The organism is Haloferula luteola (assembly GCF_014201715.1).
In the GTDB taxonomy this organism is placed as follows: domain Bacteria; phylum Verrucomicrobiota; class Verrucomicrobiia; order Verrucomicrobiales; family Akkermansiaceae; genus Haloferula; species Haloferula luteola.
On the sequence record NZ_JACHFD010000002.1, the window covers coordinates 62,307 to 87,223 of the forward strand.

Annotated in this window: 19 protein-coding genes; 14 read left to right on the plus strand and 5 right to left on the minus strand. The window is 61.4% G+C overall.

Features of this window, described 5'->3' with window-relative positions; genetic code table 11:
* Nucleotides 1-122: 122 nt before the first annotated feature.
* The 4 genes from HNR46_RS02210 to HNR46_RS02225 all read left to right on the plus strand — a co-directional run bounded on the left by HNR46_RS02210 (nucleotide 123) and on the right by HNR46_RS02225 (nucleotide 4,507).
* Nucleotides 123-830 carry a hypothetical protein gene (locus tag HNR46_RS02210; protein ID WP_221284966.1) on the plus strand — a complete coding sequence of 236 codons (708 nt, stop codon included), beginning with the start codon at nucleotides 123-125 and terminating at the stop codon, nucleotides 828-830.
* Nucleotides 831-1,016: 186 nt separating this feature from the next.
* On the plus strand, nucleotides 1,017-2,219 hold the full coding sequence (locus tag HNR46_RS02215) for an MFS transporter (RefSeq protein ID WP_184015389.1): 1,203 nt from the start codon (nucleotides 1,017-1,019) through the stop codon (nucleotides 2,217-2,219).
* Nucleotides 2,220-2,378: 159 nt separating this feature from the next.
* A complete protein-coding gene (locus HNR46_RS02220) occupies nucleotides 2,379-3,332 on the plus strand; it encodes an aldo/keto reductase (RefSeq protein WP_184015390.1) in 954 nt (317 codons plus the stop codon).
* Nucleotides 3,333-3,349: 17 nt separating this feature from the next.
* A complete protein-coding gene (locus HNR46_RS02225) occupies nucleotides 3,350-4,507 on the plus strand; it encodes an alkene reductase (protein ID WP_184015391.1) in 1,158 nt (385 codons plus the stop codon).
* A gap of 61 nt (nucleotides 4,508-4,568) precedes the next feature.
* Here HNR46_RS02225 and HNR46_RS02230 read toward each other — a convergent pair whose 3' ends face one another.
* Together HNR46_RS02230 and HNR46_RS02235 are read right to left on the minus strand one after the other, a co-directional pair.
* Nucleotides 4,569-5,081: a P-loop NTPase family protein gene (locus HNR46_RS02230; RefSeq protein WP_184015392.1), complete on the minus strand. Its 513-nt coding sequence runs from the start codon at nucleotides 5,079-5,081 to the stop codon at nucleotides 4,569-4,571.
* Between the two features lie 141 nt (nucleotides 5,082-5,222).
* Complete coding sequence (locus tag HNR46_RS02235; RefSeq protein WP_184015394.1) at nucleotides 5,223-8,909, minus strand: glycoside hydrolase family 97 N-terminal domain-containing protein; 3,687 nt, start codon at nucleotides 8,907-8,909, stop codon at nucleotides 5,223-5,225.
* A 133-nt stretch (nucleotides 8,910-9,042) separates the two neighbouring features.
* On the opposite strand from HNR46_RS02235, the gene HNR46_RS02240 reads away from it, so the two are divergent.
* Complete coding sequence (locus HNR46_RS02240; protein ID WP_184015396.1) at nucleotides 9,043-9,696, plus strand: hypothetical protein; 654 nt, start codon at nucleotides 9,043-9,045, stop codon at nucleotides 9,694-9,696.
* An 83-nt stretch (nucleotides 9,697-9,779) separates the two neighbouring features.
* Here HNR46_RS02240 and HNR46_RS02245 read toward each other — a convergent pair whose 3' ends face one another.
* Nucleotides 9,780-10,409, minus strand: coding sequence for a peroxiredoxin (locus tag HNR46_RS02245; protein WP_184015397.1), 630 nt, complete (start codon nucleotides 10,407-10,409; stop codon nucleotides 9,780-9,782).
* On the opposite strand from HNR46_RS02245, the gene HNR46_RS02250 reads away from it, so the two are divergent.
* Together HNR46_RS02250 and HNR46_RS02255 are read left to right on the plus strand one after the other, a co-directional pair.
* The gene (locus HNR46_RS02250) at nucleotides 10,408-11,130 is read left to right on the plus strand and encodes a sigma-70 family RNA polymerase sigma factor (protein WP_184015399.1); all 723 of its coding nucleotides are present in this window, start codon (nucleotides 10,408-10,410) and stop codon (nucleotides 11,128-11,130) included. The two genes, HNR46_RS02245 and HNR46_RS02250, sit on opposite strands and share 2 nt — an antisense overlap.
* A complete protein-coding gene (locus HNR46_RS02255; RefSeq protein ID WP_184015401.1) occupies nucleotides 11,127-12,131 on the plus strand; it encodes a hypothetical protein in 1,005 nt (334 codons plus the stop codon). Before HNR46_RS02250 ends, HNR46_RS02255 begins: the two co-directional genes overlap by 4 nt.
* A gap of 10 nt (nucleotides 12,132-12,141) precedes the next feature.
* Here HNR46_RS02255 and HNR46_RS02260 read toward each other — a convergent pair whose 3' ends face one another.
* Together HNR46_RS02260 and HNR46_RS02265 are read right to left on the minus strand one after the other, a co-directional pair.
* Nucleotides 12,142-13,161: an aldo/keto reductase gene (locus HNR46_RS02260; protein ID WP_184015403.1), complete on the minus strand. Its 1,020-nt coding sequence runs from the start codon at nucleotides 13,159-13,161 to the stop codon at nucleotides 12,142-12,144.
* A gap of 23 nt (nucleotides 13,162-13,184) precedes the next feature.
* The gene (locus HNR46_RS02265; protein WP_184015405.1) at nucleotides 13,185-14,036 is read right to left on the minus strand and encodes an SAM-dependent methyltransferase; all 852 of its coding nucleotides are present in this window, start codon (nucleotides 14,034-14,036) and stop codon (nucleotides 13,185-13,187) included.
* 99 nt (nucleotides 14,037-14,135) lie between these two features.
* On the opposite strand from HNR46_RS02265, the gene HNR46_RS02270 reads away from it, so the two are divergent.
* From HNR46_RS02270 to HNR46_RS02300, 7 genes are all read left to right on the plus strand, one after another.
* Nucleotides 14,136-15,638, plus strand: coding sequence for an FAD-binding oxidoreductase (locus HNR46_RS02270; protein ID WP_343076007.1), 1,503 nt, complete (start codon nucleotides 14,136-14,138; stop codon nucleotides 15,636-15,638).
* Nucleotides 15,639-15,747: 109 nt separating this feature from the next.
* A complete protein-coding gene (locus tag HNR46_RS02275; RefSeq protein ID WP_184015407.1) occupies nucleotides 15,748-16,911 on the plus strand; it encodes a L,D-transpeptidase in 1,164 nt (387 codons plus the stop codon).
* 49 nt (nucleotides 16,912-16,960) lie between these two features.
* A complete protein-coding gene (locus HNR46_RS02280; RefSeq protein ID WP_184015409.1) occupies nucleotides 16,961-18,025 on the plus strand; it encodes a peptidylprolyl isomerase in 1,065 nt (354 codons plus the stop codon).
* Nucleotides 18,022-18,948, plus strand: coding sequence for an endonuclease/exonuclease/phosphatase family protein (locus HNR46_RS02285; protein WP_184015411.1), 927 nt, complete (start codon nucleotides 18,022-18,024; stop codon nucleotides 18,946-18,948). The genes HNR46_RS02280 and HNR46_RS02285 overlap by 4 nt, the downstream gene beginning before the upstream one ends.
* Before the next feature lie 77 nt (nucleotides 18,949-19,025).
* A complete protein-coding gene (gene rsgA, locus HNR46_RS02290; protein WP_184015413.1) occupies nucleotides 19,026-20,156 on the plus strand; it encodes a ribosome small subunit-dependent GTPase A in 1,131 nt (376 codons plus the stop codon).
* 785 nt (nucleotides 20,157-20,941) lie between these two features.
* Nucleotides 20,942-21,472, plus strand: a complete 531-nt coding sequence (locus tag HNR46_RS02295) for an REP-associated tyrosine transposase (protein WP_184015415.1) — start codon at nucleotides 20,942-20,944, stop codon at nucleotides 21,470-21,472.
* An 893-nt stretch (nucleotides 21,473-22,365) separates the two neighbouring features.
* A complete protein-coding gene (locus HNR46_RS02300) occupies nucleotides 22,366-24,888 on the plus strand; it encodes an MFS transporter (protein ID WP_184015417.1) in 2,523 nt (840 codons plus the stop codon).
* Nucleotides 24,889-24,917: the final 29 nt, after the last annotated feature.

The following is a 24,917-nucleotide window of genomic DNA, read 5'->3' on the forward strand; positions in this document are numbered from 1 at the left end:
GCCTCCGGAAAACAGTTCGAAGGAAATCGTCAGGTTCTGCTGGGAGCCGACACTTCAGAATGAACTCCGAATCTCCCTCCACCCCTGGGGCGAGATTCGTGAATCCCTGAAATGTCACTCCCATGCTCATGAAACGAACTCTCTTCGCCCTCGCGACCCTCGGCGGACTCACGCCCGTCGCTCATGCCGTGACCGTCAGCGCCAACATCGTTGGCTATGCAGGCGCTAGCGGAACTTTGGACAGCTCGGATCTGGCCGGATTGGTCCCCGCCTCAAATTGGAATCAAATCGAACACACCGGCAACGACATCTCCGTGTCCAACCTGGTCGATTCCACCGGTGCACCGACCGCCCTTTCCGTTTCCTGGGTCAGTATCGGCCCGTGGTACATGGACATTGGAACGTCCAATGATCAGAGGCTCTTCAATGGCTACCTCGATAACTTTGACGAGCCTCGCACCATCACCTTCAGCGGATTCGAAGCCGGCACCACTTATCAAATCTACCTCTACATCGATGGCGACAACGGCACCCATACTCGCCATGGCGAATACACCCTTGGCGGTGTGACCACCACCGTGGTCGACGCGCCCGGAAACTTTTCGGGCAGCTACGAAGTCGTCGCAGCAGGGACCACTGGAGAAGGCAACGCCACCGTCTTTACCGTTTCCGGAGCGACCAGCTATGATCTCGTTTTTCATGGTGATCTCGCTGACGATCTTCCCCGCGCGCCCCTCAATGCCTTCCAGATCGTTTCCGTCCCGGAACCTTCTGGAGGGGTCCTCGCCCTTCTGAGCTTCGCGGGCTTCCTGCATCGTCGCCGGAAATAAGGCAGGTTCAGCCCGCCTCTCCTCGATCCCATGTGGAGCGGGAGTGGCAGGCCACTCCTGCCCAGCGCCAAAACACCGAGATCAGGAGGAAATGTGCTCCTTGAATTCCTCGCCCCTCGATCCGCGATTCGACAAGGTCGCGGCAGGGCGGTCTGGACGGCCATCTCCGGTCGCCCGCTTCCACCCATGGACTTCGAGAACTCTTCTCCCCATCGATCGAGCCCCCTTCTGACTCCTGCCCTGACCCGGTTGCTCGCCGCCACCGCCGGAGTCACCGTAGCCAATAACTATTACAACCAACCCCTTCTGCCGAAAATGGCAGAAAGCTTTGCTGTCGATCCCACCGCGGCCTCATGGGTCGCCGTCGCCACTCAACTCGGCTACGCCTGTGGCCTCGCCCTCGTGGTGCCCCTTGGAGACTGTGTCAATCGCAAGACCCTCTTGGTCACGACGGCGATGGCGGCCGTTTTCACCCTGCTGCTTTTGGCCACCTCGCAAGGCCTGGGAATGGCGATCGGAATGAGCTTCCTGCTCGGCGCAGGTTGCGTCACCCCCCAGGTGGCCGTTCCCTACGGAGCTGGCTTGGCCGCACCCGAGAAGCGCGGGCGCACCGTAGGCATCATCATGGGGGGATTGCTTGTCGGAATTCTGGGGGCCCGTATCTTTTCAGGCTTTTTCGGAGAATGGCTGGGCTGGCGCAGCGTCTTCCTGATCGGCGCCGGTTTCACCTTGACCCTCGCCTTCGTTCTGGGCCGCCTGCCCTCGGCGCCAGTCGCCCAGCCGGTTCCCTATCGTGAGGCCTTAGGGTCCCTTCTTCCTCTCCTTCGCCGCGAGCCCCTCCTCCAACGCCACTGTCTTCTCGGGGCCCTTTCCTTTGGGGCATTTAGTATTTTTTGGACCACTCTTGCATTCTACCTCAAAGCGCGGCCTGAGCATTTTGGAGGGCAAGTGGTCGGCCTTTTTGGATGCATCGCCGTCGCTGGCGTCGCCACCGCACCGATCGCTGGGAGGCTCTCTGATCGCTTCAGTCCAAAGGTCGTGAACCGGCTGGCTCTCACCTCCATGGTCCTTTCTTTTGGAATGATGGCCCTCTCTCACCTCTCCCTGATCTGGCTCGGAATCGGGACATTCTTCATGGATGCCGGGGCCCAAGGAAATCATATCTCGAATCAAACGCGCATTTACACCCTTCCCGGAGAACTGCGCAGCCGGGTGACGTCGATCTACATGATCAGCTACTTTCTCGGCGGCACTTTGGGGTCGATGCTCGGCGCCCAGGCCTGGAAGCACTTCGGCTGGTCAGGGGTCACCGCATCGGGGGCCCTCCTCGCCATCCTTGGACTCGCCGTGCTGGGTCTCTACCCGGTTCCAAAACGACCGCCCATCTGATCCCAAACCCAGGGAAAAACACCCGATTCTCCCGGATTCGCACCGGCATCCCCGGTGGCACACGTCCCCATTTCATCCGTAGGTCTCAGCAGCTCGGGCCACCCGCTCCCGCTCATCGCAGCGCGGTGCCGTGGCCCCTCACTGAAAACTCCCCATTCCATGAAATCTCGACCTCTCGGAAATTCCGGCATCGCCGTCGCTCCTCTCGCCCTCGGCGGAAATGTTTTTGGATGGACCATCGACCGCGCCACCTCTTTCGCCGTCCTCGATGCCTTCGTCGATCTCGGCTTCGATCTCATCGACACCGCCAACATATACTCCACGTGGGTCCCAGGCCACCAAGGAGGAGAATCCGAATCCATCATCGGTGACTGGCTCGCATCGACAGGAAAACGCCATCAGATCATCCTCGCCACCAAAGTCGGCATGGAGATGGGAGATGGCTCCAAAGGCCTCCGCAAAGCCTCCATTCTCCAATCGGTCGAAGATTCCCTGCGCCGCCTTCGAACCGACCACATCGATCTCTACCAGTCTCATCAAGACGATCCTCACACTCCGCTCGATGAGACGCTTTCCGCGTATGATCAACTGATCCGCGAAGGCAAAGTCCGCGCGATCGGAGCTTCCAATTACTCTGCCTCTCGGTTGCAAGAAGCCCTCGATCTCAGTCGATCCACTGGCTTGCCCGCCTACGCCAGCCTTCAACCGGAATACAACCTCTATGACCGAGCTGGATTCGAAGAGACCCTCGAACCGCTCTGCCTGCAGCAAAACATCGGCGTCATCGGATACTACTCGCTCGCAAGCGGTTTCCTCACCGGGAAATACCGCACCTCAGCCGATCTCTCCAAAAGCGCACGTGGCAGCGGAGTCGGCGAACGCTACCTCAACGAACGAGGACTGCGCATCCTCGCCGCTCTCGACGATGTGGCGAAGGCTCACGCCACCAGCCCAGCGGTCATCTCCCTTGCTTGGCTCATGCAGCGGCCCTCCGTCACCGCCCCGATCGCGAGTGCCACCCATGTCGATCAACTCACGGAAATCGCCCACGCCGCCAGCCTCAACCTCAGCGAAGACCAGGTCGCCCTTCTCGATCAAGCCAGCGCCTCCTGAAATCCCTTCATTTCGTCATGAATTCACGCCACCAAGCTCTCGCCCCCCACCTCTTCTCCCCCTACTCTCTGGGCCCCCTCGAACTGCCCTCACGCATTGTCATGGCCCCCATGACGCGCTGTCGTTCCAGCCAACCCGGCAATATCCCGAACGAGTTGATGGCAAATTACTACGCCCAACGGAGTCATGCTGGCCTCATCATCGCCGAGGCCACCCAGATTTCCTCCCAAGGACAAGGCTACTCCTTCACTCCTGGGATTCATACGCTCGAACAAATCGAAGGGTGGAAGAAAGTCACCCGAGCAGTCCATGACGCTGGCGGGCGCATCTTCCTTCAACTCTGGCATGTCGGTCGGATGTCCCATGCTCATTTCCAAGATGGAGGATCACCCGTCGCGCCATCAGCCATCCCCGTGCCCGATGACACCACTGTGTGGCTGGATCCCGGCGACGGAAAAGGGGGGCGCACCCTCCCTTGCACCCCTCCTCGCGCACTCGATATCGATGAAATCCGCGCCATCCAGAACGACTACGTTCATGCCGTAGAGAACGCCCTAGATGCCGGTTTCGATGGCGTCGAACTCCATGGAGCCAATGGCTATCTGATCGATGAATTCCTTCGGGCTTCTTCCAATCAACGCTCCGACTCCTACGGGGGATCCCCGAGAAACCGAGCCCGCTTTCTCCTGGAGATCGTCGAGCGAATCGCTGGCATCTTCCCCCCTGGCGGCATCGGGCTCCGGCTCTCTCCTCACAATCAGTCCCGCGGTATGAACGATCCCGACACCCCGGCGACCGTACTTTCCATCCTCCCCGAACTGGAGCGCCTCGGACTCGGATACGTTCACTTCGCCGAAGTCGACTGGGACGCCGCTCCCGATGTCCCTCTCGATTTCCGAATCAAGGCCCGAGAAGCCTTCCGAGGCACCCTCATCGTCGCTGGCAAGTTTGACCAAGCCAAGGCCTCGTGGATCCTCGCCGAGGGATTTGCCGACCTTGTCGCCTTTGGTCGCCCCTTCATCGCAAACCCCGACCTCCCAGCACGCCTCCAGCATGGCTGGCCGCTTGCCGAACTCAAACCCGATCACCTCTTTGGCGGTGACTCGGTGGGCTACACGGACTTCCCTCCCTTCACTCAATCGGTTCAAGAAAGGCCCTCGATTCCCGCACCCTAGGGCCAAAGCTGTCGCGCCCACCCCACCCCAGACATCCCACGAAACACCCGCCCAACTCTTCTCATCCGACATCCGGCGGATCGGATAGAAAACGGGCGGCATCGCGGGGGTGAAGAAAAACATGCACCTCCACTTCAGGATGGGTGCGGATGAGTTCCAAAGTCCTCTCCCGGAGTCGCTTCCGGAAACCTACGATATAGCGCAGAAACCCCCAATCCCACCTCTCAGGGCATCCCGAAGCCCCATCAGGCCGCACCTTTCCCCGATACTTCATCGTCCTCTTCAACGTTCGCCCCAAACACCGCCACGTCGGATAGTCGAAGAAAATGAGCGTATCACTCCTTACCAACCGGCTGGGAAGAGTCGAAAAATAGTGCCCGTCCATGATCCATTGGTCCCCTTCGCATCGCTCTCGAATCCGAGCCTGAAAAACTTCCTTCGAAGAAGCCTTCCATCCCGGCTGCCAAAACTCCTGATCCAAGTGGACCAACGGCAGTCCGGTGACCTCATGAAGCTTTCGCGCGAACGTGGACTTGCCCGCCCCACTGCAGCCGATGATCGACACACGTTTCATCCCAATCGTTTGGGGCGACCCACTCCCGACCAGCACCCAGATGGCGATTCTCCCTGAAATCTGGGATCCACGAAAACTCAAATCCTGCGAAACCCTGCAGACCCGTCCTTCGCCCGAGCATTCCCCAACTCCACGCCCGTCTCACCGGTTCAACCGCAATCGGTAATAGGCCGCCGCATCCCCAGCCGCAAAGTCCTCAAAAATGGTTCTCACAAATCCTGTGGGAAGGCCGTCCTGAGTGACGACCGGCCCGTTGCCCACTTCCTGCCACTGGCTGAGATCCGGCGACCGAAACAGACGGGCATCGAGCATCCGATCATCTCTCAGCAGCACCTCAATGCGATTGCCCATCTCCCCGAAAAAATCGCATTGCAGTGGCCCACCAAGCGCAAACTCCAACCCATCCGCTCGGCCATCTCCATTCGCATCCTGCTCGAATTCTCCGGGCGCTCCCAGCCAATCGACGAATGGGTCCAAAGCTTCCACTTCCAGAGACGGCGGACCTTCAAATCCCTCCACCGAAACCGCCGTCACCACGTAAAAAACCCGCGCCATTGGATCGAGGTCATCATCGAAAAAATAGGCTCCTTCGGCGGTCTCCCCAGCAAGTTCATAAGGACCGCCCGAGACCTCAGCACGCCCGATTCGATAGCTCGCCGCCGTCGCGAGCGGTCGCCACTCCACCCGTGCCGAACTTCCCGCTCGACCGGCCTCCACCCCACTCGGTGCCACCAGAGTCCCCGCAGGGTGAAAGGAAACTTCCGCAACATTTCCCCAACCCCCATTCGGGGACCGATAGCGCAAATAACGAAATGCAGTCGCCCCCTCGACCGGCAATAAAGTCCACTGCCCTTCCTTAGGCTCGACTGAGATCGTCGCTAAGGTCGTCGACGTACTAAAACTCGCCGAGTTCGACCCTTGAAACCCACCTCCGGTCATGCGCCCCGCCCATCCTTCACGCGGAAAAAAACGAATCGCCCGCACCACCGGCACTTCCCCCGACCCTAAGTCCAGGCCCGCCCAGGCGTCGTTGGCCACCGGAGCATCAAAATAGCTTCCCGTATCGCCATCAAAGACCCGCTCACGCGTGGCCCCTGAGTTGTCATAGGAGCCCGTGGTGCCAATCACGGTCCCCATCAATGCCTCACCCAATGCAGGCCGTGGCGGTAGAGCGATCCTCACCTCCCGGATTCCGGACGCCACTCCGTCCCAAGACGACGCTGCCAACTGAAAGATCACCTCCGCCTCGTCGTCCAGTCGGCTCACCGATACCGGGAACATCCCTCCCTCCGTCACTCCCAGCCACCTTCGCTCACCGCTGAGGCCGCTCACTTGATAGATGCTGTAGTAGGCGGCGCCTTCCGGTGGTTCCGTCCAGCGGAGGGTTCCCTCCACGCCATCGAACCCCTGAAGAATCGGATTCTCCAGCATCAGCGCAGAAGGCGCAAATGGCACCGGGGCCTCCCCTGCCCTCAGGGACAAGCGCCCCCAACGAAGGCTCCAATGAGAGGAGCTTTCCTGAGAGTTCAAATGAAGAGCGATTCCCATCAACCGACGTCCTGCTTCCGCCGTCAGATCGAAGCGACGAACCTCCCAATCCTCCCCTCCTTCGCTCAAGGGCAGCAACCTGACCTCTCCCGTGGCAAAGTGCAGGGCGACCGACGCCTGACCCTCACCCGATCCGCGAAATGCCAACTCCAGATGGACATCCGACGGCAACTCCAGATCGCAGGAGAACAGTTCCAATTCCGCCTCACCCGTCAATCCGCCTTCCACTTTTAATGAACTCCCCCCATGCCACGCATCCGCTTCATCCAACGAAGCCGTCAGGCCCCCAGCACCCGTCCCTGACCAAGCCCAGCGCCGATCGGGCAGGCGATCCTCTAACACTGGCTCCGCCCACGGTTCATTCGATAGCACCTGACCTCGCTCCGCAAAAAAACTTCCCCGTCCCGTGGAAAACGAAGTTTCAAAAGGAAGACTCCGCACGGGCTCCCCACCCGGAGGGATCAACCTGACAACCAGCCCACCACCCGCCACCGTGGTCGCCTCGATGGCATCCCCCGATGATACCAATCTCTGCTCCAAGGTCGTGGCCCCATCACGGACGATCTCCCCCTGGTATTCGCGGCCCGGATCGAGGAAATCCAGCGCCACCTGCCAGGAACGCTCCGGTCCAGCATTGAGAATCGCCACATACCAAACCTCCCCAACCCGCCGCGCCATCGCACAAGTTGAACCGACTTCCGTTCCCTCCAGCACTCGCGTTTCATCCCACAGGCAGGGAATTCCCGCGATCACCGAGGCGAAGGGACTCTGAGCCATCCGATCCCCCCGTTCCGCCAAAGTGATCAACGGCCCTGCCATCGTCGCCATCGTCGCGATTTCGAATGCTTGCGTCTGATCTCCCTGCAACCTCCCCTCAAGTCCAAGCGGCGTGTAGTCCGTCGGGCCCGCCAACAACCGCGTCAAAGGAATTTGAACCGTCGTCTCGGCATTGGGAAACGACTCCTTGCCAAAAACTGCCTCGATATTGAGCAGGTTCGGATAACTGCGAAACTGCCCCAGTGGCTTTCCAAATCCATGGAAATTAGCCACCAACTGATAGTGCGCTGCCTCCCGGAGAATTCGTTCCGCCAATCTGACCCGCTCTTTGGCCGCCGGGCTCACGCCTCCGAAATCGAAGAAGTCGGCCTTGAATCCACTGACACCGGCTTCCTTGAGATGAGAGAAAAACGCCGCCCTCTGCCCCCGTGAGCGGATGTCCCGCGAGCGCACCCAAACGAGCACCTTCACTCCTACCTTCTCCGAGGCCTCAACCACTTCCTTGACCTGATCCCAAGGGTCCCCTCCATTCCACGCTCCCCACCCCTCGTCGATGGTATTGTATTCGAAGCCTAAGCGACTGGCCCATAGCGACTCCAGCTTGGAATTCTCTGCGGTAATGCCGCCGGGAAATCGTGACATCCAATCCCACACCGAGCGCCCCGGTTGCGCCCAAGACGTTGCCGTCCCCTCCGGAAAAAGCTCCGGATCCGGGGCCGGAGCCAAGGCCTCAACCAGATCGGCATTCACCAGATCGTCGAGACTTCCCACCGTCACCACATTCCACGGACTGCTCAGATCTCCGCCCGTCGATGCCCCCGTCGTGCCATCCCCATTGCGCACGTAGACCGTCTTCAACTTTCGGTTCTCTGCCACTTCCAGATAGGGATTGGGAAATCCCACTCCCGGTCCGGCATGGGTCAAGGCAAACGACACACCGCTCGCGAGCTTTCCCACGACCGGCGGGCCCATCCGGGTGCCCACCAAAAGGGCCTCCCCATCCAACCCATCATAGACGTTTTCATACACGTCCACTCCACCCTGAGCCCTCAACTGAGCCCCGGCAGGAAAGGTGTAAGTCGTCGACTCCGCCGTGAAGTTCTTTGCCCCCTCGCCGACCATTTCATAGCGGAAGGCCACGCCGTGGTCGAAGACTCGAAATTGTAAAAACCAAGCCTCCCCTGTAGCCGAGAGAGTCACCGGCCAACGTCCCGACTGATAGTGATTTGTCACCATCGCGTGAACACCCTGTCGCGAGGGGAAACTCTCCTCAACGCTCTCCCACTCTGGGGTTCCGACTTCCACGCCTTCGCCAAAATCCCGCCCATTCAGGGTAAACCCAAGCGCCGAGGGTTCGATCACAGCGACGTCGTCAAGGCGCAGGGCCCAAGTCAGGCGCCCCCCGGACTCCGCAATCTCTGCGACTACGCGGCCGTTGGGGCTGGTGAGGGTCTGCGACTGAAGAGGGAGACTGAGGAGAACCAAGGGAAAGAGGATACGCATGCGGAAAAGCCGTGTTCATCCGGGAAGTGTCGCCACGACCCCAAACCTGACATCCGCTCTCCAAAACGCGGAATTCTCCGCGGAAAAATCCGATTTTTGTCAGGTTCTTGTGCGCGCCGACACTGATCGGTTGATGACCCTTTCACTTCCCCTGCTCGGCCTGTTGGCAGGCCTGTCCCTAGCGGCAGACACAGTCAGCATCAACTTCGTCGGCACCGCCGGAGACCGCGGGACTCTGGCACCGGCCGAATCAGCCGGGATCATACCCGCCACCCATTGGAACAACGTCACCGCTTCCGGTACAGCCCTCATCGACAACCTCGGCAACACCAGTGCCATCACCGTCACCTACGCGACGGGCAGCTGGCTCAACGAACTCAACCCTGGCACCACACCCGACGAAAAGATGATGCGAGGGTACCTCGACATCGGAGGAACCGCAGTGACCTCGATCCTCCTTGATCACTTGGATCCTCAAGCGACGTACCAACTTTACCTCTACTCCGACGGAGAGAACACCGCCGTAGGCGAACCCGTTTCCCGAACGGGGGCCTTCGAGGTTGCGGGCACTTCCACCGGGATCACCGATACCGCCGGAGAACAATTTGAGGGCAACTTCATCACCGTCTACCCAGGAACCACTGGCGAGGGCAATGCCACCTGCGTGGAAATCCACGGAGCCGCCCGCTACACCCTCTCCATCCGCGGCTTCGCGGCCGATGGCATCGACCAAGTTTACCGCGCACCCCTCAACGGCTTGCAAATCGTGAGGATCGGCGACGGATGATGGGCATCCGCCCCACCGCTCAAAAAACAAAAACCCCGGCTCGACTTACGAACCGGGGTGAAAGCATGGCACTCAAAAGGCCATCATTGACCACCGAGATAGTCGGAGACCCCCTTATGGTCGGCCGTCATTCCCTTGTCGCCTTTCTGCCAATCCATCGGGCAGACTTCACCGAACTCTTCGAAGTGCTGCAGGGCATCCACCACGCGCAGGCACTCACGAATCGAGCGGCCCAGCGGCATGTCGTTGACCACCTGGTGGCGAACGATGCCCGCCTTGTCGATGAGGAACAACCCGCGGTAGGCCACCAATTCGCCTTCCACCACGTAGTTGCCTTCTTCATCCACGGTGGGCTCACCGGCGAGCACATCGTAGTCTTCCGAGATGGTCTTGTTGATGTCGGCCACCAACGGATAGGTAACCCCCTCGATGCCTCCCTTTTCGCGAGGGGTATTCAACCACGCCCAGTGCGAGAACTCCGAGTCAGTCGAGCATCCAACCACTGCCACGTCGCGCTTTTCGAACTCGGCGAGTTCTTCCTGAAAACGGTGAAGCTCCGTTGGGCAAACAAAGGTGAAATCCTTCGGATAGAAGAAAAACACCACATACTTTTTCCCGAGAAACTGCTCGAGGCTGAAATCTTCGATGATGGCCTCACGTTGGACGGCCTTGGCACGGAAACCGGGAGCTTTTTTACCTACGAGTACTGGCATGATGAATGCGGCTGGTTCAAGCCGGGCGGGCGCGGGTATTCCAGACCTGCGCGGGGGTCAAGACGAAGCCCGGGCATCCGTCGAGCTCCACCGCTCCCCACCCGCTGAATCCGTTGCCGTGGATCCACCCCATCCCCCGCCACCGATCCCTTCCGACCTCTCCGCAAGCCCCGCTGCGGCGGACGATCTCTCCCTGCACCACCGCTTTGGGCATCAATGGGAATTCGCCCATCTCCCGGTGCGCGCTTTCCTCACCGCATTTCTCAGCACCCCGGCCGCCATCGACGACTGCGTTCAAGAGGTCGCCTTACTGGCATGGAAAAAAGGCCCGATCCAAGAGGACTCCGACCGATTCAAGGCATTCTGCCTCGCCTGCGCCCGGCGCATCGCCATGGCCGAAGTGCGGAAGAAATATCGCCGCCGCCATCGCCACCTGGAAATCGAAACCCTCACGGCCGTCGCCGAAGCCGCTGCTCACGCCGCCAGCGCGGAAACCGCCGCTGCCGACCGACTCCGCGCCCTGCGCGAGTGCCTGTCACGCCTCGATGGCAAAGCCCGCCACCTGCTCGACCTGCGCTATGCCAACTCCGATCCTGAAGCACTCAAGTCCGAGGCCGCAAAAGCCGGATTGTCCGTCGATGCCATTTACAAGAAACTCGAGCGCCTCCGGAGCTTGTTGCGAAATTGTGTGGCCAAAAAGTTGAACCCGCCCGACGCATGAAATCCGACTCCCCCGCCGCTTCAGATTCCTCGGACGAGCCGCTCGACCCCAACTGGCAACACCTCCTCAATCGCTTCCTCGATCAAACGTTGGATGCCGAAGAAAGCGCCGAATTTGCCCGGCGGCTCCGCGAAGACCCCTCCGCACTTGCTCTCTGCGGTCAACGAATTCACTTCGACGCAACCCTCCAAGCCGCCCTCGGTGCCAAGGACTTGGAATGGGAGGAAACCCGTCGCATTCGCTTCAATCCCGGCGGAACGGGGCCCCTGTGGTCCATCGAACGCCAACAGGAATTCCACATCGGGCGACGCCGACGCCGCGTACGTCGCCAGCTCCTCCGCGCCAGCCTCGTCGCCCTCGGACTGCTCATCCTCGGCGCCGCCGCCTACCATTTTCACGCCCGCCACCGCTACCAGCTCCGCAATGGCGACTTTGAGGCGATGGACCTCAGCCAAAGCCCCAACCCCGAAAGTCTCTCGATCCTCTACTGGCAAGAATCCTTCTCCACCCCCCAAGCCCGCGTCCTCGAACTGAGCCGCGCGACGCAGGGCGAACTCTTTGCCAAATCCGGTCGCAACGTCGTCGCCCTCCAACCTCGGGCATTCCTCAACCAAGTTCTGGTCGATGCCCGCGGCGAACCCCTCGCCGCCCACCCCGGCACCCGTGTGCATGTCACGGGCTGGTATCACTGCCGGAATGCCCCGCAATCCCGGCTTGAAGCCTGCCTGCGATTTGTCGCCAGCGGTTACCCCCTGGCCATTCAATACAACCTCGCCGTCCAAAGCGTGGACCTGAAGGATGGCGGGTGGCACCCCATCCACTTTGATCTCACCCTGCCCACGGATCTTTGGAGAAAACCCGACATTGTCAGCGGCGAAACTCCCCATCCCCCGGGAGCCATCGATCTTCACGGCAAACCCGTGACCCTCTCGCTCGATTTCTATAGCGAAAGCGGTGAGCTGCTGGTCGATGACCTCGCCCTCACCGCCGAAGAACCCTGAGGGAGGAGCCTTAACCCATCGGGTAGCGAATTTCCCGACTCACCCCATCGATCGCTTCCAGCACCGCCGGCTCCAAAATCACCTCCGCCGCCGCCAAAATCGGATCGAGCTGCTCAACACAACTCACACCGATGATCGTGCTGCCCACGAAGTCGTGCTGCTTGCTCCACGCCACCGCCAAGGTCACCGGGTGGAGACCCGCCTCCTCGGCGATCTTCATGAAACGTCGCGTCGATTCCAGGCTCCGCTCGTTCACAAAGCGCTCCGCCATGGCCCTCTGGCGAGCCCCTGGATGGTCGAGGTAGTCGGAAAAACGAGCCCCTTCCGGACGGGCGCCGTCGTTGTATTTTCCACTCAGCACTCCACCTCCAATCGGGCTGTATGGCAGGCAGCTCACCTTTTCCCGACGACATACCTCCGCCAATTCATCTTCAAAGCGGCGGTTGTTGAGTGAGAAATTGTTCTGAATCGTATCGAATCGCCGGAACCCCTCTTTATCCGCAGCCCACAAGGCTTTCATCAGGCCCCAGGCATTCTCGTTCGAAATCCCAAGCACCCGGACTTTACCCTCGCGCACGAAGGCATCGAGCGTTTCCAGCAAATCCTCCGGCCGCATCCCCGGGTCCGGCCAGTGGACCTGATACAAATCCACATAGTCCGTCTGCAATCGCCGCAACGAACCCTCCAGAGCCTTCCGCAGATGCACACCATCCACCGCCGCCTTCGGAGCCCGCGCCGGAGGGTTGAACCACCCATGAGCCGGCCCCGCGACCTTCGTCGCCAAAATCACGCTTTCGCGCGCCCGAGACTTCATCCAGCGCCCGACGATTTCCTCCGTCCGTCCCGCCCACTCTGCCGAGGGGGGCACAGGATAAATCTCCGCGGCATCGAAGAAATCCACCCCAGCTTCCGTGGCCCGATCCATGATCCGGAACGACTCCTGTTCATCCGCCTGCGCCCCAAATGTCATGGTGCCTAAGCAAATCGAACTGACCACCACTCCGCTTTCTCCCAAACGACGTTGTTCCATGCGTCGAACTTGGCGCGCTCCCTTCATCGCACAAGATCGGATCCCATCGGTTTCCTGGCCGTGAACACCTGATAGCGCAACGCCCCCAACACATACGCTGCCCAAATCCTCAACACCGTGAAGCCCCACCTTCGGCTCTGTTGATGCCGCTCCAGCAAATACCGCCGCAAATCCGGTTCCCGCACCATCGCCCACCCGCTCCGCCACAAACACTGTGGCCAGGTCCTCTCCACCTCCCGGCTGAAATCTTCGATCAACTCCAGTTCGCACCCCGCCTGCCGCACCCAGCACACATAATCCTCCGCCGTCCCCACTCCCGAAAGATGTCCGTCCTCACGAATCGGGTTGAGCAAATGCCGCACCTCCCACGGCCGGGCATCTCCCGCCCGCAGCCAACACCCCAGCACCACCCGCCCTCCCGGTTTCACCACCCGTGCCATCCGGGCGATCGCCGCGGCCGGATCCTCCATATGCTCGATGCTCTCCACCGCCAGTGCACCATCGAAGGACCCTTCGTCCCATTCACAGCTCAGCCAATCGCCCAGCCGAATCTCCACCCGAGGATCCCGCCCCGACGCCTCCGCCTGACGTGGCGAAATCGTCACCCCCAACACCTCCACCCCGAATGTCTCCGCCAGGCTTTCCGCCATTTTCCCATACCCGCAGCCCACATCACACACCCGCATCCCGGGCTCCAAACGCAACCTCGCGCCCACCAAAGCAGCCGTCCCTACCGCTGCCTCCTCCGGCGATTCCTTGCCCGTCAGCCACAAACCATGATGGATCTGCTCCCCCCAAACCCGGCGGTAAAATGGATCGAGCTCATCATAATGCGCCGCCACCCGCCGTGCATTCTCACCGTCGTCCGGCTCCATGCCCGCAAGGCTCACCTCATTTCTTCCCTTCCGGCAAGCCGCGTCAGCAACCACTCGCCGATTGACCCCTGAGGCTTGGCAACCGACCGTGGCGCTCCCGTGAAACTGCCTCCAAAACGCACTACGTGGATCAGTTCGACCATTGCCGGCGGAAACCGACCTGCCGAAGCCGACGATCCCTTCGAGGAACTCGATGAACAAGAGGACGCTCCCGCTGCGGAAGCCTCGCCTTCCGATCTCGCCGATGACCTCGCCGAACTCCTCAGCGACTCTCAAGTCTCCCGTCTCGACGAAGTCCTCGCCACCCACGCGACCGACAAGTGGTATGCCTCCCACCCCCCCGACGTTGTCGTTTTCGCGGAATCCACCGATGACGTCGCGAAAGTCCTCACCTACGCCTACGAGCGAGGCATTCCCGTCACCACCCGCGGTGCCGGTGTAGGATACGTCGGCGGCTGCGTGCCGGTGGAAGGTGGCATCGCCCTGTCGCTCGCCCGCATGACCCGAATTCTGGAACTCAACCCGGCCGATGGAGTCGCCGTCGTCCAGCCTGGAGTCATCACCGGAGACCTACAAAAAGCCGCCCGTGAACTCGGCTGGGACTACCCACCCGACCCCGCATCTCTCAAAGAATGCTCCCTGGGCGGCAACATCGCCACCAACGCCGGAGGACCTCGCTGCCTCAAATATGGCGTCACCCGCAACTACGTCCTCGGCCTCGAAGTCGTGCTCGCCGACGGCCGCATCGTGAGCTGCGGAGGCCGCGTCCATAAAAACAAAACCGGCTTCGACCTCGTTGGACTCTTCACCGGTTCCGAAGGCATGCTGGGCATCGTCACCACGGCGACCCTCCGGCTCATTCCGCGGCCACCCTGCCGCGCCATGCTCGCCGCCGTTTTCCCCGAATTCGCCGCCGCCGCGGGTGCCGTCCAAGGCATCCTCAATTCCGGCCACCTGCCTTCGGCCCTCGAAATCACCGACGGTTTCACCCTCGCCGCTGCCCGGAACCGCCTTGGCGCCGACCGCTTGCCCGATGGCAATGCCCACCTCATCGTCGAAGTCGATGGGCGCCCACGCGCCGTCGCTTCGGAAATCGAAGAACTCGAGGAGCTGCTCACCACTCTGGGTGCCACCCGCATCGACCGTGCCGATACCGAAGAAGCTTGCGAAGCCATCTGGCAGCTTCGCCGCGAATTCTCCTACTCACTTCGCGATACCGGCCTCACCAAACTCAACGAAGACATCGTCGTTCCTCGCTCCCAGCTCGTCGAACTCGTCGCCTTCGCCCGCCAACTCGAACAGGAAACCGGCATCGCCGTCGCCTGCTTCGGACACGCGGGCGATGGCAACATCCACACCAACTTGATGGTCGCCGACTACCACGACCCCTCCACCCGCGCCACCGCCGACGCCGCCCTTGACCGGCTGTTCAGCTGGGTGCTCGACCATGGAGGCGCCATCACCGGAGAACACGGCGTCGGCCTCGCCAAGAAACCCTGGATTCACCAAGCGCTCGGAGAAACCGGACTCGATGTCCATCAAGCGCTCAAAGATGCCCTCGATCCAGATCGCATCCTCAATCCGGGCAAATTCCTCGACTGAGACCCCACCCACTTCCCACAACCAGGGAGCCCCCCTTGTTTCGAACCTGACAGAACCGGGATTCCATGCCAGTTTCCCGGCGTTCCCGGTATCCCTCGACTCCTTCCCTATGATCCGCTTCGGCCTCGCCCTATCGCTTCTCCTCCCCGCTGTGCTTCTTTCCGAAGAAGTCCCCAAGGCCCTGCCCGTCGATCCTTCCGAAATCACCCCCGACACTGGCCCAGCCGTCGCAGAAGTCGCCCCCAGTCACGCCGAGGCACGCCCCCTCCCCGCCGGCGAAGTGAAGCTCAACATCAAACGGAGCCCGAACTCCGATGCCCCAAAGGACATCGATCACCTCCCCGAAGGCGAAGATGCCGTCCGGCTCCAGATCTTCCTCGACGAACAACGCTTCGGTCCCGGCGTGATCGATGGCAAACCCGGCCGCTTCACCATCCTCGCCGTCAATTCCTGGAACGAATCCCACGGCTACCCGCCCAACGATCTCACCGCAGCCATGGACGGTGCCACCCGCACCGTGACGCAACCCTTTGCCCTCGCGACCATTCCCAGCGCCGCGGCCAAATGGGTCAACCCCAAGCTCCCGGAATCCCGAGAACTCCAGGCGAAAGAAAAACGCATGAGCTACCGCAGCTACGCCGAGTTCATGTCCGAGCGTTACCACACCGATGTCGAGTTTCTCCAACAACTCAATCCCGGAGTAAACGTCTGGAACCTCGCCCCCGGCAAAGCCCTCATCGTCCCGAACGTCACTCCTTTTCTCATCGAAAACCTCAACGGAGGCCGCTACGAGCCCGAGCCGATCCTCGCCAGCCGCCACGTCGTCATCGACACCAAGATCAACCAGGCCCGCGTCTACGAATCCGAGCCCACCGCCATCGTCGTCGAGGAACGGCCCGATGGCAGCATCCGCACCAAGCCGAACAAAGCTCTCGTCGCCGCTTTCCCCATCACTCCCGGGCAGGAAAAGTTCATCAAATACGGCAAGTGGGAGATGAAAAACGCCGTCCAGCTCCCCGTCTGGCGCTACGACAAGTCACTCCTCGAAACCGGCAAGCGCAGCAACAACGCCTTCAACATCCCCGGCGGACCCAACTGCCCTGTCGGCGTCGTCTGGATGGGACTCAGTGTCCCCGGCATCGGCATGCACGGCACTTCCGACCCAGAAACCATCGGCCGTGCCCGCTCCGCCGGTTGCATCCGCCTAGCCAACTGGGACGTCGTCGCCCTCACCGACTTCGTCCGCCCCGGCGCCTCCGTCGAGATCCGCTGACTCCACCGCGCTGAGGCGCCCATTTCCTCCTCTCATTTGCCGAATCGCGATGCGCCCCTCTCGGAAATTCACGGTCCGCATCTTCGCCTATTCGGCAGTTCTTCTCTACCTCGCCATCGACCTCGTTTGGCTCAAAGGCCCCCTTTCCCAGCACATCCGGCGCTCACTTCCCGGCAGCCCCGAATCGCTTCAAAAAGCCAAAGAACAGGGAGTGGTAGCCCGCGTCTTCGGCAAACCCATCTACCAATCCCAAGTCGAGCGCGCCCTCCTCGAACATCTCTGGCTCGAAGGCCGCACCTTGGCCGATCTCCCCGTTGAAAAACGTCGCGACGCTCGCATGGCGGCCCTCAATGACCTGATCGACCACGAACTGCTCCGCACCAAAGTCCAGGCCAACCAGAACGACCTGCCGGTTTCCGCAGCAGAAATTGACGAAGCCATCCGCCGACTCGCCACCCGTTTCGCTCACCGCGATGAGATGCAGCGAGAACTCGCCGCCGAAGGCATCGATTCCGAAAAAGAACTCCGCTTCCGACTGGCGGCCCGCATCCAGCAGCAAAAATACATCGAATCCCGCATCGCCCCCGAAACCGAAGTCACCGCAGAAGAAGCCCGAGATTGGTACCAATCTCACCGCGATGAACTTGCCCTTCCCGTCCGCGTGCATGCACGCCACCTGTTTCTCGCGACTCTCGGCAAGGAGGCATCCAAGGTGAAAGCTCGCCTTGAATCCGCCATCTCCGATCTCAACGCGGGCAAGCAATCCTTCGAAAACCTCGCCGCCAGCCTCAGCGAAGATCCTCGCACCGCTCCCCGAGGAGGTGACCTCGGTTGGCTGACCGCCGAACGCTTACCGGCCGACTTCGCCGCTCCCGTGTTTCAGCTCCCCCTCCATCAACCCAAGCTGATTCGCACCTCCCTCGGCTGGCACTACGTCGAAGTCCTCGAAAAACGCCCGCGCGAAACCCGCCCTTTCGAAGAAGCCCGCGCGGAGATCATCGCCGCTCTTCGCAGCGCCAAACGCGACGAACGAGTCCGTGCCCTCCGCACCGCAATTCGCAATACCGAGCGCATCGCCATTCACGTCTACCCGGAAATGATTCCTACCGGATGAAGTCCGCCATTCTCCTGTTCGCCACGACCCTGGCCTTCACCGCCTGTCGCGAATCTCCACCCCCACGAGCGATCATCGTCCGCGAAGATGGCGTGATCGACCTCCAGCTCGCCAGCTTCAACATCCGCCGCGAAGCGGGCGATGACGAGGGTTGGCGCTCATGGCCTCAGCGCATCGGCCGCGTCGTTTCCGCCATCCGCACGCTGGACCCTGACATCCTCGGAATTCAAGAAGCCGTCCATTTTCAAGCCGCCGACCTCCGCGCCTCGCTGCCCGACTACGATTTCCACGGAGTCGGTCGCGGCGATGGGAAACGCGCCGGCGAATACGCCGCCATCTTCTGGAAAAGCGACCAATTCGCGGCCGGAGAACGCGGCACCTTCTGGCTATCTGACTTTCCCGATCAACCCGGCTCCAAAACCTGGGGAAATACCTTCTCGCGCTGCGCCACCTGGATCCGCCTCACCGACCTCGCCACCGGTCGGCCTCTCTTCGTTCTCAACACCCACTGGGATCACCGTCACCAAGGCTCCCGGGAAAAAGCTTCACGGCTTATCGCTGAACGCATCGATGCCCTCGCTCGCCCGACAGAGGAAGTGATCTTGCTCGGCGACCTCAATGCCACCGAGGGCAACCCCGCCGTCGACTTCCTCGCTGGCCGAGGCAAGAACCCCTGGACCCATGCCCTGACCGACCCCTACGCCGCACTCCATCCCCGGGAGAAAAACCGGCGCACCCTCCATTTCTGGGAAGCCCATCGCGATGGCTGGGCCAAAGTCGATCACATCCTCGTCAGCAAAGGAGCCCGCTTCCTCGAAGCCGATATCCTTCGAGCTCCCACCCGCGAACTGCAACCCTCCGACCACTATCCCGTCTGGGCACACATTCAGTTTCCCCTGAGTTCCACCCAGCCTCCCCCTTGAAGTTTGAGCCCCCGGCTCTCGCCGTCGCGCGCTCTAGCCTTCCCCACCGACCCGATTCCGATTTATCTTCGCGCCCGATGCTGCTCACCGAACTCGGCTGGAACGACGACCTGGATCGCGAATTCGCCCCCCATGCCAAGCGGGGATGGGTTCCAGCTCGCCTCAATCGCGAGACCCCCATCAACTACGGCGCCTTCATCCTCGATGAAGAAGGTGATCTCGTCGACCTGGATGTCGTCCTCTCAGGAAAAGTTTGGCACGATGCAGAAAACGACGCCGAACTGCCTGCCGTCGGCGACTGGGTGGCCCTTGAACTCGGCGACGAAAACGAAGATCACGTCATCCGCGCCCGACTCTCTCGTCGGTCCTGCTTTTCCCGGAAAGTTCCAGGAAAAAGCACCGAGGAACAGGTCATCGGCGCCAATGTCGACGTCGTTTGCGTCGTCACCGACCCCGGACCGGATCACAATCCACGGCGGATGGAGCGTTATTTCACCCTGATTGGCCGCAGTCGCGCGCGGCCCCTGGTTCTCATCAACAAATCCGACGCCTTTGCCGCGGATCTTTGTGCCCGAGCCCGCCAAGAGCTCCAGGCGCTCTGTCCGGAAGCCGAAATCCACGTCACCAGTGCCCTCCGGGGCGAAGGCCTGGAAATCCTCCGCAGCCACCTGACAGCCGGTACCACCTTATGCATTGTCGGTTCCTCCGGCGTGGGAAAAAGCACCTTGGTCAACCAGCTTCTCGGGGAAGAATGGCAATGGACTGGCGAAGTCAATGAGGTCACCGGAAAAGGGCGTCACACCACCACCTCTCGCGAACTCGTCCCCCTCGATGAAGGCGGGCTTCTCATCGACAACCCCGGCATGCGGGAAATCCAGATGTGGACGGATGAGCAAACCTTGCGCGAAAGCTTTTCCGACGTCGAAGATCTCGCCAATCAATGCCGCTTCAGCGACTGCAAACATGGCAGCGATCAAGGCTGTGCCATCCGCGCTGCCGTCGAAGCTGGGCAGTTGGAGTCCGCCCGCCTGGAGAGCTTCATCCGACTCGACGATGAAGTGGATAAGCTACGCCGTCGGGCGAAAAAGCGTCAAATGACCTCTGAGCGCCGCGCTAAGCGGAACCACCGGGTCAAAGCCCGCAACCTCAACGACCGAATCGAACTCGAACGCGAACAACGCGGAGAGTGGCGGGGAGGAGACCACTAACGGCTGCGCTAAGAATTCGAGGGGAGGCTTGTGGGTTCTGCGAGGGGAGGCTTCGAACTCCTCTCTCCCCCCCTCTCCGGACTGCGCCGACACGTCGGCGCTTTCCCCTCCGAGCCGCTCCCGCCCCAGCACCCCCACCAGAGCCGACATGTCGGCTCCATCCCAGCTCACCCCACCCCAACTCTCCCAAAAAGCGGGGTCATGCCCCCGCACTCCTCTCTCCCTCCGGACTGCGCCGACACGTCGGCGCTTTTCTCCCCAACTCACTCCCGCCCCAGCACCCCCGCCGGAGCCGACATGTCGGCTCCATCCCAGCTCACCCCACCACCCCAACTCTCCCTAAAAGCGGGGTCATGCCCCCGCACTCCTCTCTCCCTCCCCTCCGGACTGCGCCGACACGTCGGCGCTTTCCCCTCCGGGTCGCTCCCACCCCAGCATCCTCGCCAGAGCCGACATGTCGGCTCCATCCCAGCTCACCCCACCACTCCATCTCCCCCCAAAAAGCGGGGTCGTGCCCCCGCACTCCTCTACCCCTCCCTTCGGACTGCGCCGACACGTCGGCGCTTTCCCCTCCGAGCCGCACCTACCCCGGCACCCCCACCAGAGCCGACATGTCGGCTCCATCCCAGCTCACCCCGCCACCCCATCTCCCCCAAAAAGCGGGGTCGTGCCCCCCCACTCCTCTCTCCCTTCCCTCCGGACTACTCCGACACCTCGGCGCTTTCTTCTCACCCAGAACTCTTTCTCCTTCACTCCTCCACCTCCTTCACTTCCAATGCCTTTCCATGAATTCATGGCCTCACGCTCCCCCGCATTGGAATCACGAGCCAGGGATCTACTTCGTCACTGCCTCCACCTATCGGCGAGAGTTCTATTTTCACGGAAAAGATCGCCTGGATCTCCTCCAATTTCACCTTCTCACCGTCCTTCAAGCATCAGGATGGCGACTGGACGCATGGGCAATTTTTCCCAATCACTACCATCTTGTTCTCCGCTCTCACTCAGAGAGTGTCCGTCTTTCTCGCGTGCTGGGGAAAATCCACATGCTCACCGCCAGAGAGATCAATCGTCTCGATAGCACACCGGGAAAAAAGCGTTGGCACAACTATCGGGACTCGCGGCTTACCTTTGAGCGCTCCTATCTCGCTCGCCTTCGATATGTGATGCACAACCCTGTGCATCACGGATACGCGACTCATCCGACTCTCTACCGTTGGTGTTCCGGGAGTTGGTTTTCCCAAACAGCCAGTCCCGCGTTCCTAAAGACCGTGGAATCCTTTCCCATCGATCGCCTGAAGCTCGAAGATGACGAGTAGATGGTTCTCACCACTCCCTCTCTCCCTCCGAACTGCGCCGACACGTCGGCGCTTTCCCCTCCGAGCCGCTCCCACCCCAGCACCCCCACCAGAGCCGACATGTCGGCTCCATCCCAGCTCACCCCACAACCCCATCTCTCCCAAAAAGCGGGGTCATGCCCCCGCACTCCTCTCTCCCCCCCTCCGGACTGCGCCGACACGTCGGCGCTTTCCCCTCCGAGCCGCTCCCACCCCAGCACCCCCTCCGGAGCCGACATGTCGGCTTCATCCCAGCTCGCCTCACCACTCCACCTCCCCCAAAAAGCGGGGTCGTGCCCCCGCACTCCTCTCTCCCTCCGGACTGCGCCGACATGTCGGCGCTTTCCCCTCCGAGCCGCTCCCACCCCAGCACCCCCACCAGAGCCGACATGTCGGCTCCATCCCAGCTCGCCCCACAACCCCATCTCTCCCAAAAAGCGGGGTCATGCCCCCGCACTCCTCTATCCCCCCCTCTCCGGACTGCGCCGACACGTCGGCGCTTTTCCCCTCCGAGCCGCTCCCGCCCCAGCACCCCCTCCGGAGCCGACATGTCGACTCCATCCCAGCTCACCCCCCAACCCCACCTCCCCAAAAAAGCGGGGTCATGCCCCCGCACTCCTCTCTCCCTACGGACTGCGCCGACACGTCGGCGCTTTTCCCCTCCAACTCGCTCCCGCCCCAGCACCCCCTCCGGAGCCGACATGTCGGCTCCATCCCAGCTCACCCCCCAACCCCACCTCCCCAAAAAAAGCGGGGTCACACCCCCGCACTTCTCATACGAATCCCTCAATTCCAGCCATTTCAAGCTCCCCTCACCGAGGAAATCCCGCCATCCGCACTTCCCCCAGTGCATTCCGCCCCCTAGCCTCCGGCCCATGAATCCTGCGGCAGGCCCGGAGCCCGAACTTCCCGACCCCGACGGCCGCCAATGGACCGGGTTTTGGTGCATGATCGCCCAACAAACCCAGAACGCTTTCAACGACAAAGCCGCCCAGTTCCTTCTCGTTCCTCTCGCCGGAGCCGTGGGTGCCACCCTCTTCCACCTTCGGATCGAGGATGCCGCAGGCATCATGATCGCCCTGCCCTTCGTGCTCTTCGCGCCCATCGCAGGGTGGGTCAGTGACCGCTTTTCCAAACGCAATGTGATGATCGGTGCCGCGATCGCCCAACTCGCTATCCTCATCGGCATCCTCACCGCTGTCACTTGCCGACAGATGACATGGGCTCTCGTCGGATTCTTCGCACTCGCCGTGCAATCCGCCTTTTACGGCCCCGCCAAAGTCGGCATCACCAAGGAACTCGTAGGCTCCCGGCACATCGGATTTGGCGCTGGCGTCCAGCAAATGACCTCCATGCTGGCGATGCTGGTCGGCCAAATCGCCATGGGCTTCTTGTTCGACCACCGCTACATGGCGGCCGGAGGCAATGCGGACGCTGCCTGGAACGCCGCATCCGGGCCCCTATGGGTGCTCATGCTCGGGGGCATTCCCGCCATCGCCTTGGCTTGGATCGTTCCCCGAACTCCAGCCTACGGTGCGGAGCCCCTCCAATGGAGCACCACCGTTCGCCACTTCATCCACCTCAAAGATTTGTGGTCCGACGGACCGATGCGACTCGCTTCCCTAGGCATCGCCTTTTTCTGGGGATTCGCCGCGTTCCTCAATCTTTGGGCGATCAAAATCGCTGCGGAACTGACTCAATCCGGTGAAGGATTTGGCACTCTGCAATCGTGGTTCATGGCCGCCGCGGGCATCGGCATGGCAGCGGGCTTTGGAGTCGCCTCGTGGCTTCTCCGGCGGCGGATCGAATTGGGTTGGGTTCCTGTGGCAGGAGTCTTGATGACGCTTTTCGCGGGCCTTCTCGCCGGCCTCGACCCTCGTCAGAGTCTTGATTTGCTAACTCTGGGTCCATCGGCCGCCCTCCACACCACTTTCCTGGGGGTCATGACGCTGCTGGCTTTTTTCGCAGCCCTTTTCCTAGCCCCGCTGAATGCTTGGATTCAGGACCGCTACCCCGCCGCAAAACGTGGCGAACTTCAATCCGCCGTGAATCTCCAGGACTGCCTCGCCGGCATTCTTGCGGTCGTCATCATCAAGTTCGGTGGCAGTCTGCTCAAAGGCATGGACCCGCTCGCCGCCCTCCGCACGCTCCTGCTATTCGGAGCACTCGGCTGCGGTGCCATCACTTTGGGCATCATCCGCCTCCTCCCTGCTCACTTTGCCCGGGTCATTGGCCTCTCCATCGTACGCTCGATTTATCGCATTCGGGCCGTCGACGACCATCATCTCCCTCGCGAAGGCGGGGTGCTGATGCTTCCCAACCATGTGAGCTGGGCGGATGCCTTTTTTCTCACTGCGGCCAGCCCCCGGCCGGTGCGTTTCGTCATGGATGCCACCTACATGCAATACGCTCCAGTACGGTGGTTCTGCACCCTATTCCACACAGTCCCCATCTCGTTGGGCAAACCCCGAGAAGCCCTCAAAATCGCCGCGACTGCCTTGGCAAACGGAGATGTGGTCTGTCTCTTTCCGGAAGGACAACTCACCCGAACCGGCACGCTTCAGGCGCTCCAGCGAGGTTGCGAATTGATCGCTCGGCAGGGAGGCGCACCGGTCGTTCCGGTGTGGATGGACGGCGCCTGGGGTTCGATCTTTTCCTTCGAGCGCAATTGCTTCTTTCGCAAACTTCCTCGTTCCATCCCCTACGGCATCGGCATCGCCTTTGGAGCGCCCATCCCACCTTCCGAAGCCCGACTCGAGCGCATCCAGCGTGGGCTCTTTGACGCTTCTGCGGCAGCCCATGCGTCTCGACTTCCCGGTTGGAGAAAGCACCCCGCCGCCCAGGCCAACGGCTACCAATTGGGACAAATCAATGGGCTCCCACGCGAGACCCCCTTCGCCCGCTTGGCCATTGACCCCACTCTCGATTCATTGCCGGCCCTTGCCGAGTTCTCACACCAGTTCCATGCCGAGATCGTTCCCCAAAATCAGCCGGACGAGACCCCCCTACCCCATTGGGTCGGGGGAGAGGCCCTGCGCACGATCATCCAAGCAAGCGGGCCCACTTGGGCTCCTCGGGTATTCTTTGATTTCGGTGAAAATGCTCATTTGCCCCTCGATACCGAGGGTTGGACCCACTGCCCCTGCCTCGCGATCCGGGGCGTAATCGTGGCGATGTCCTTCCCCGATCCGCCGGTTCCCTACCCCGGCTCCAAGCAACAACTTGGCCACGCGGAGGGCCGCTACGGCCCACTTCTCCCTGGGTTCTCGCTCAGTGCCGATCGTCGGCAGCTTTCCGGTCCGGCGACCGGGCATCATCCGCTCGAATTGCCCACCGGGATCGAAGTGGATCTCGACGGCTGGCTGGTTCGATCCCCAGTGGCACCCTCATCTCCTTGATATTCTTTGGGCCGGCAGCGGTCTTTTCC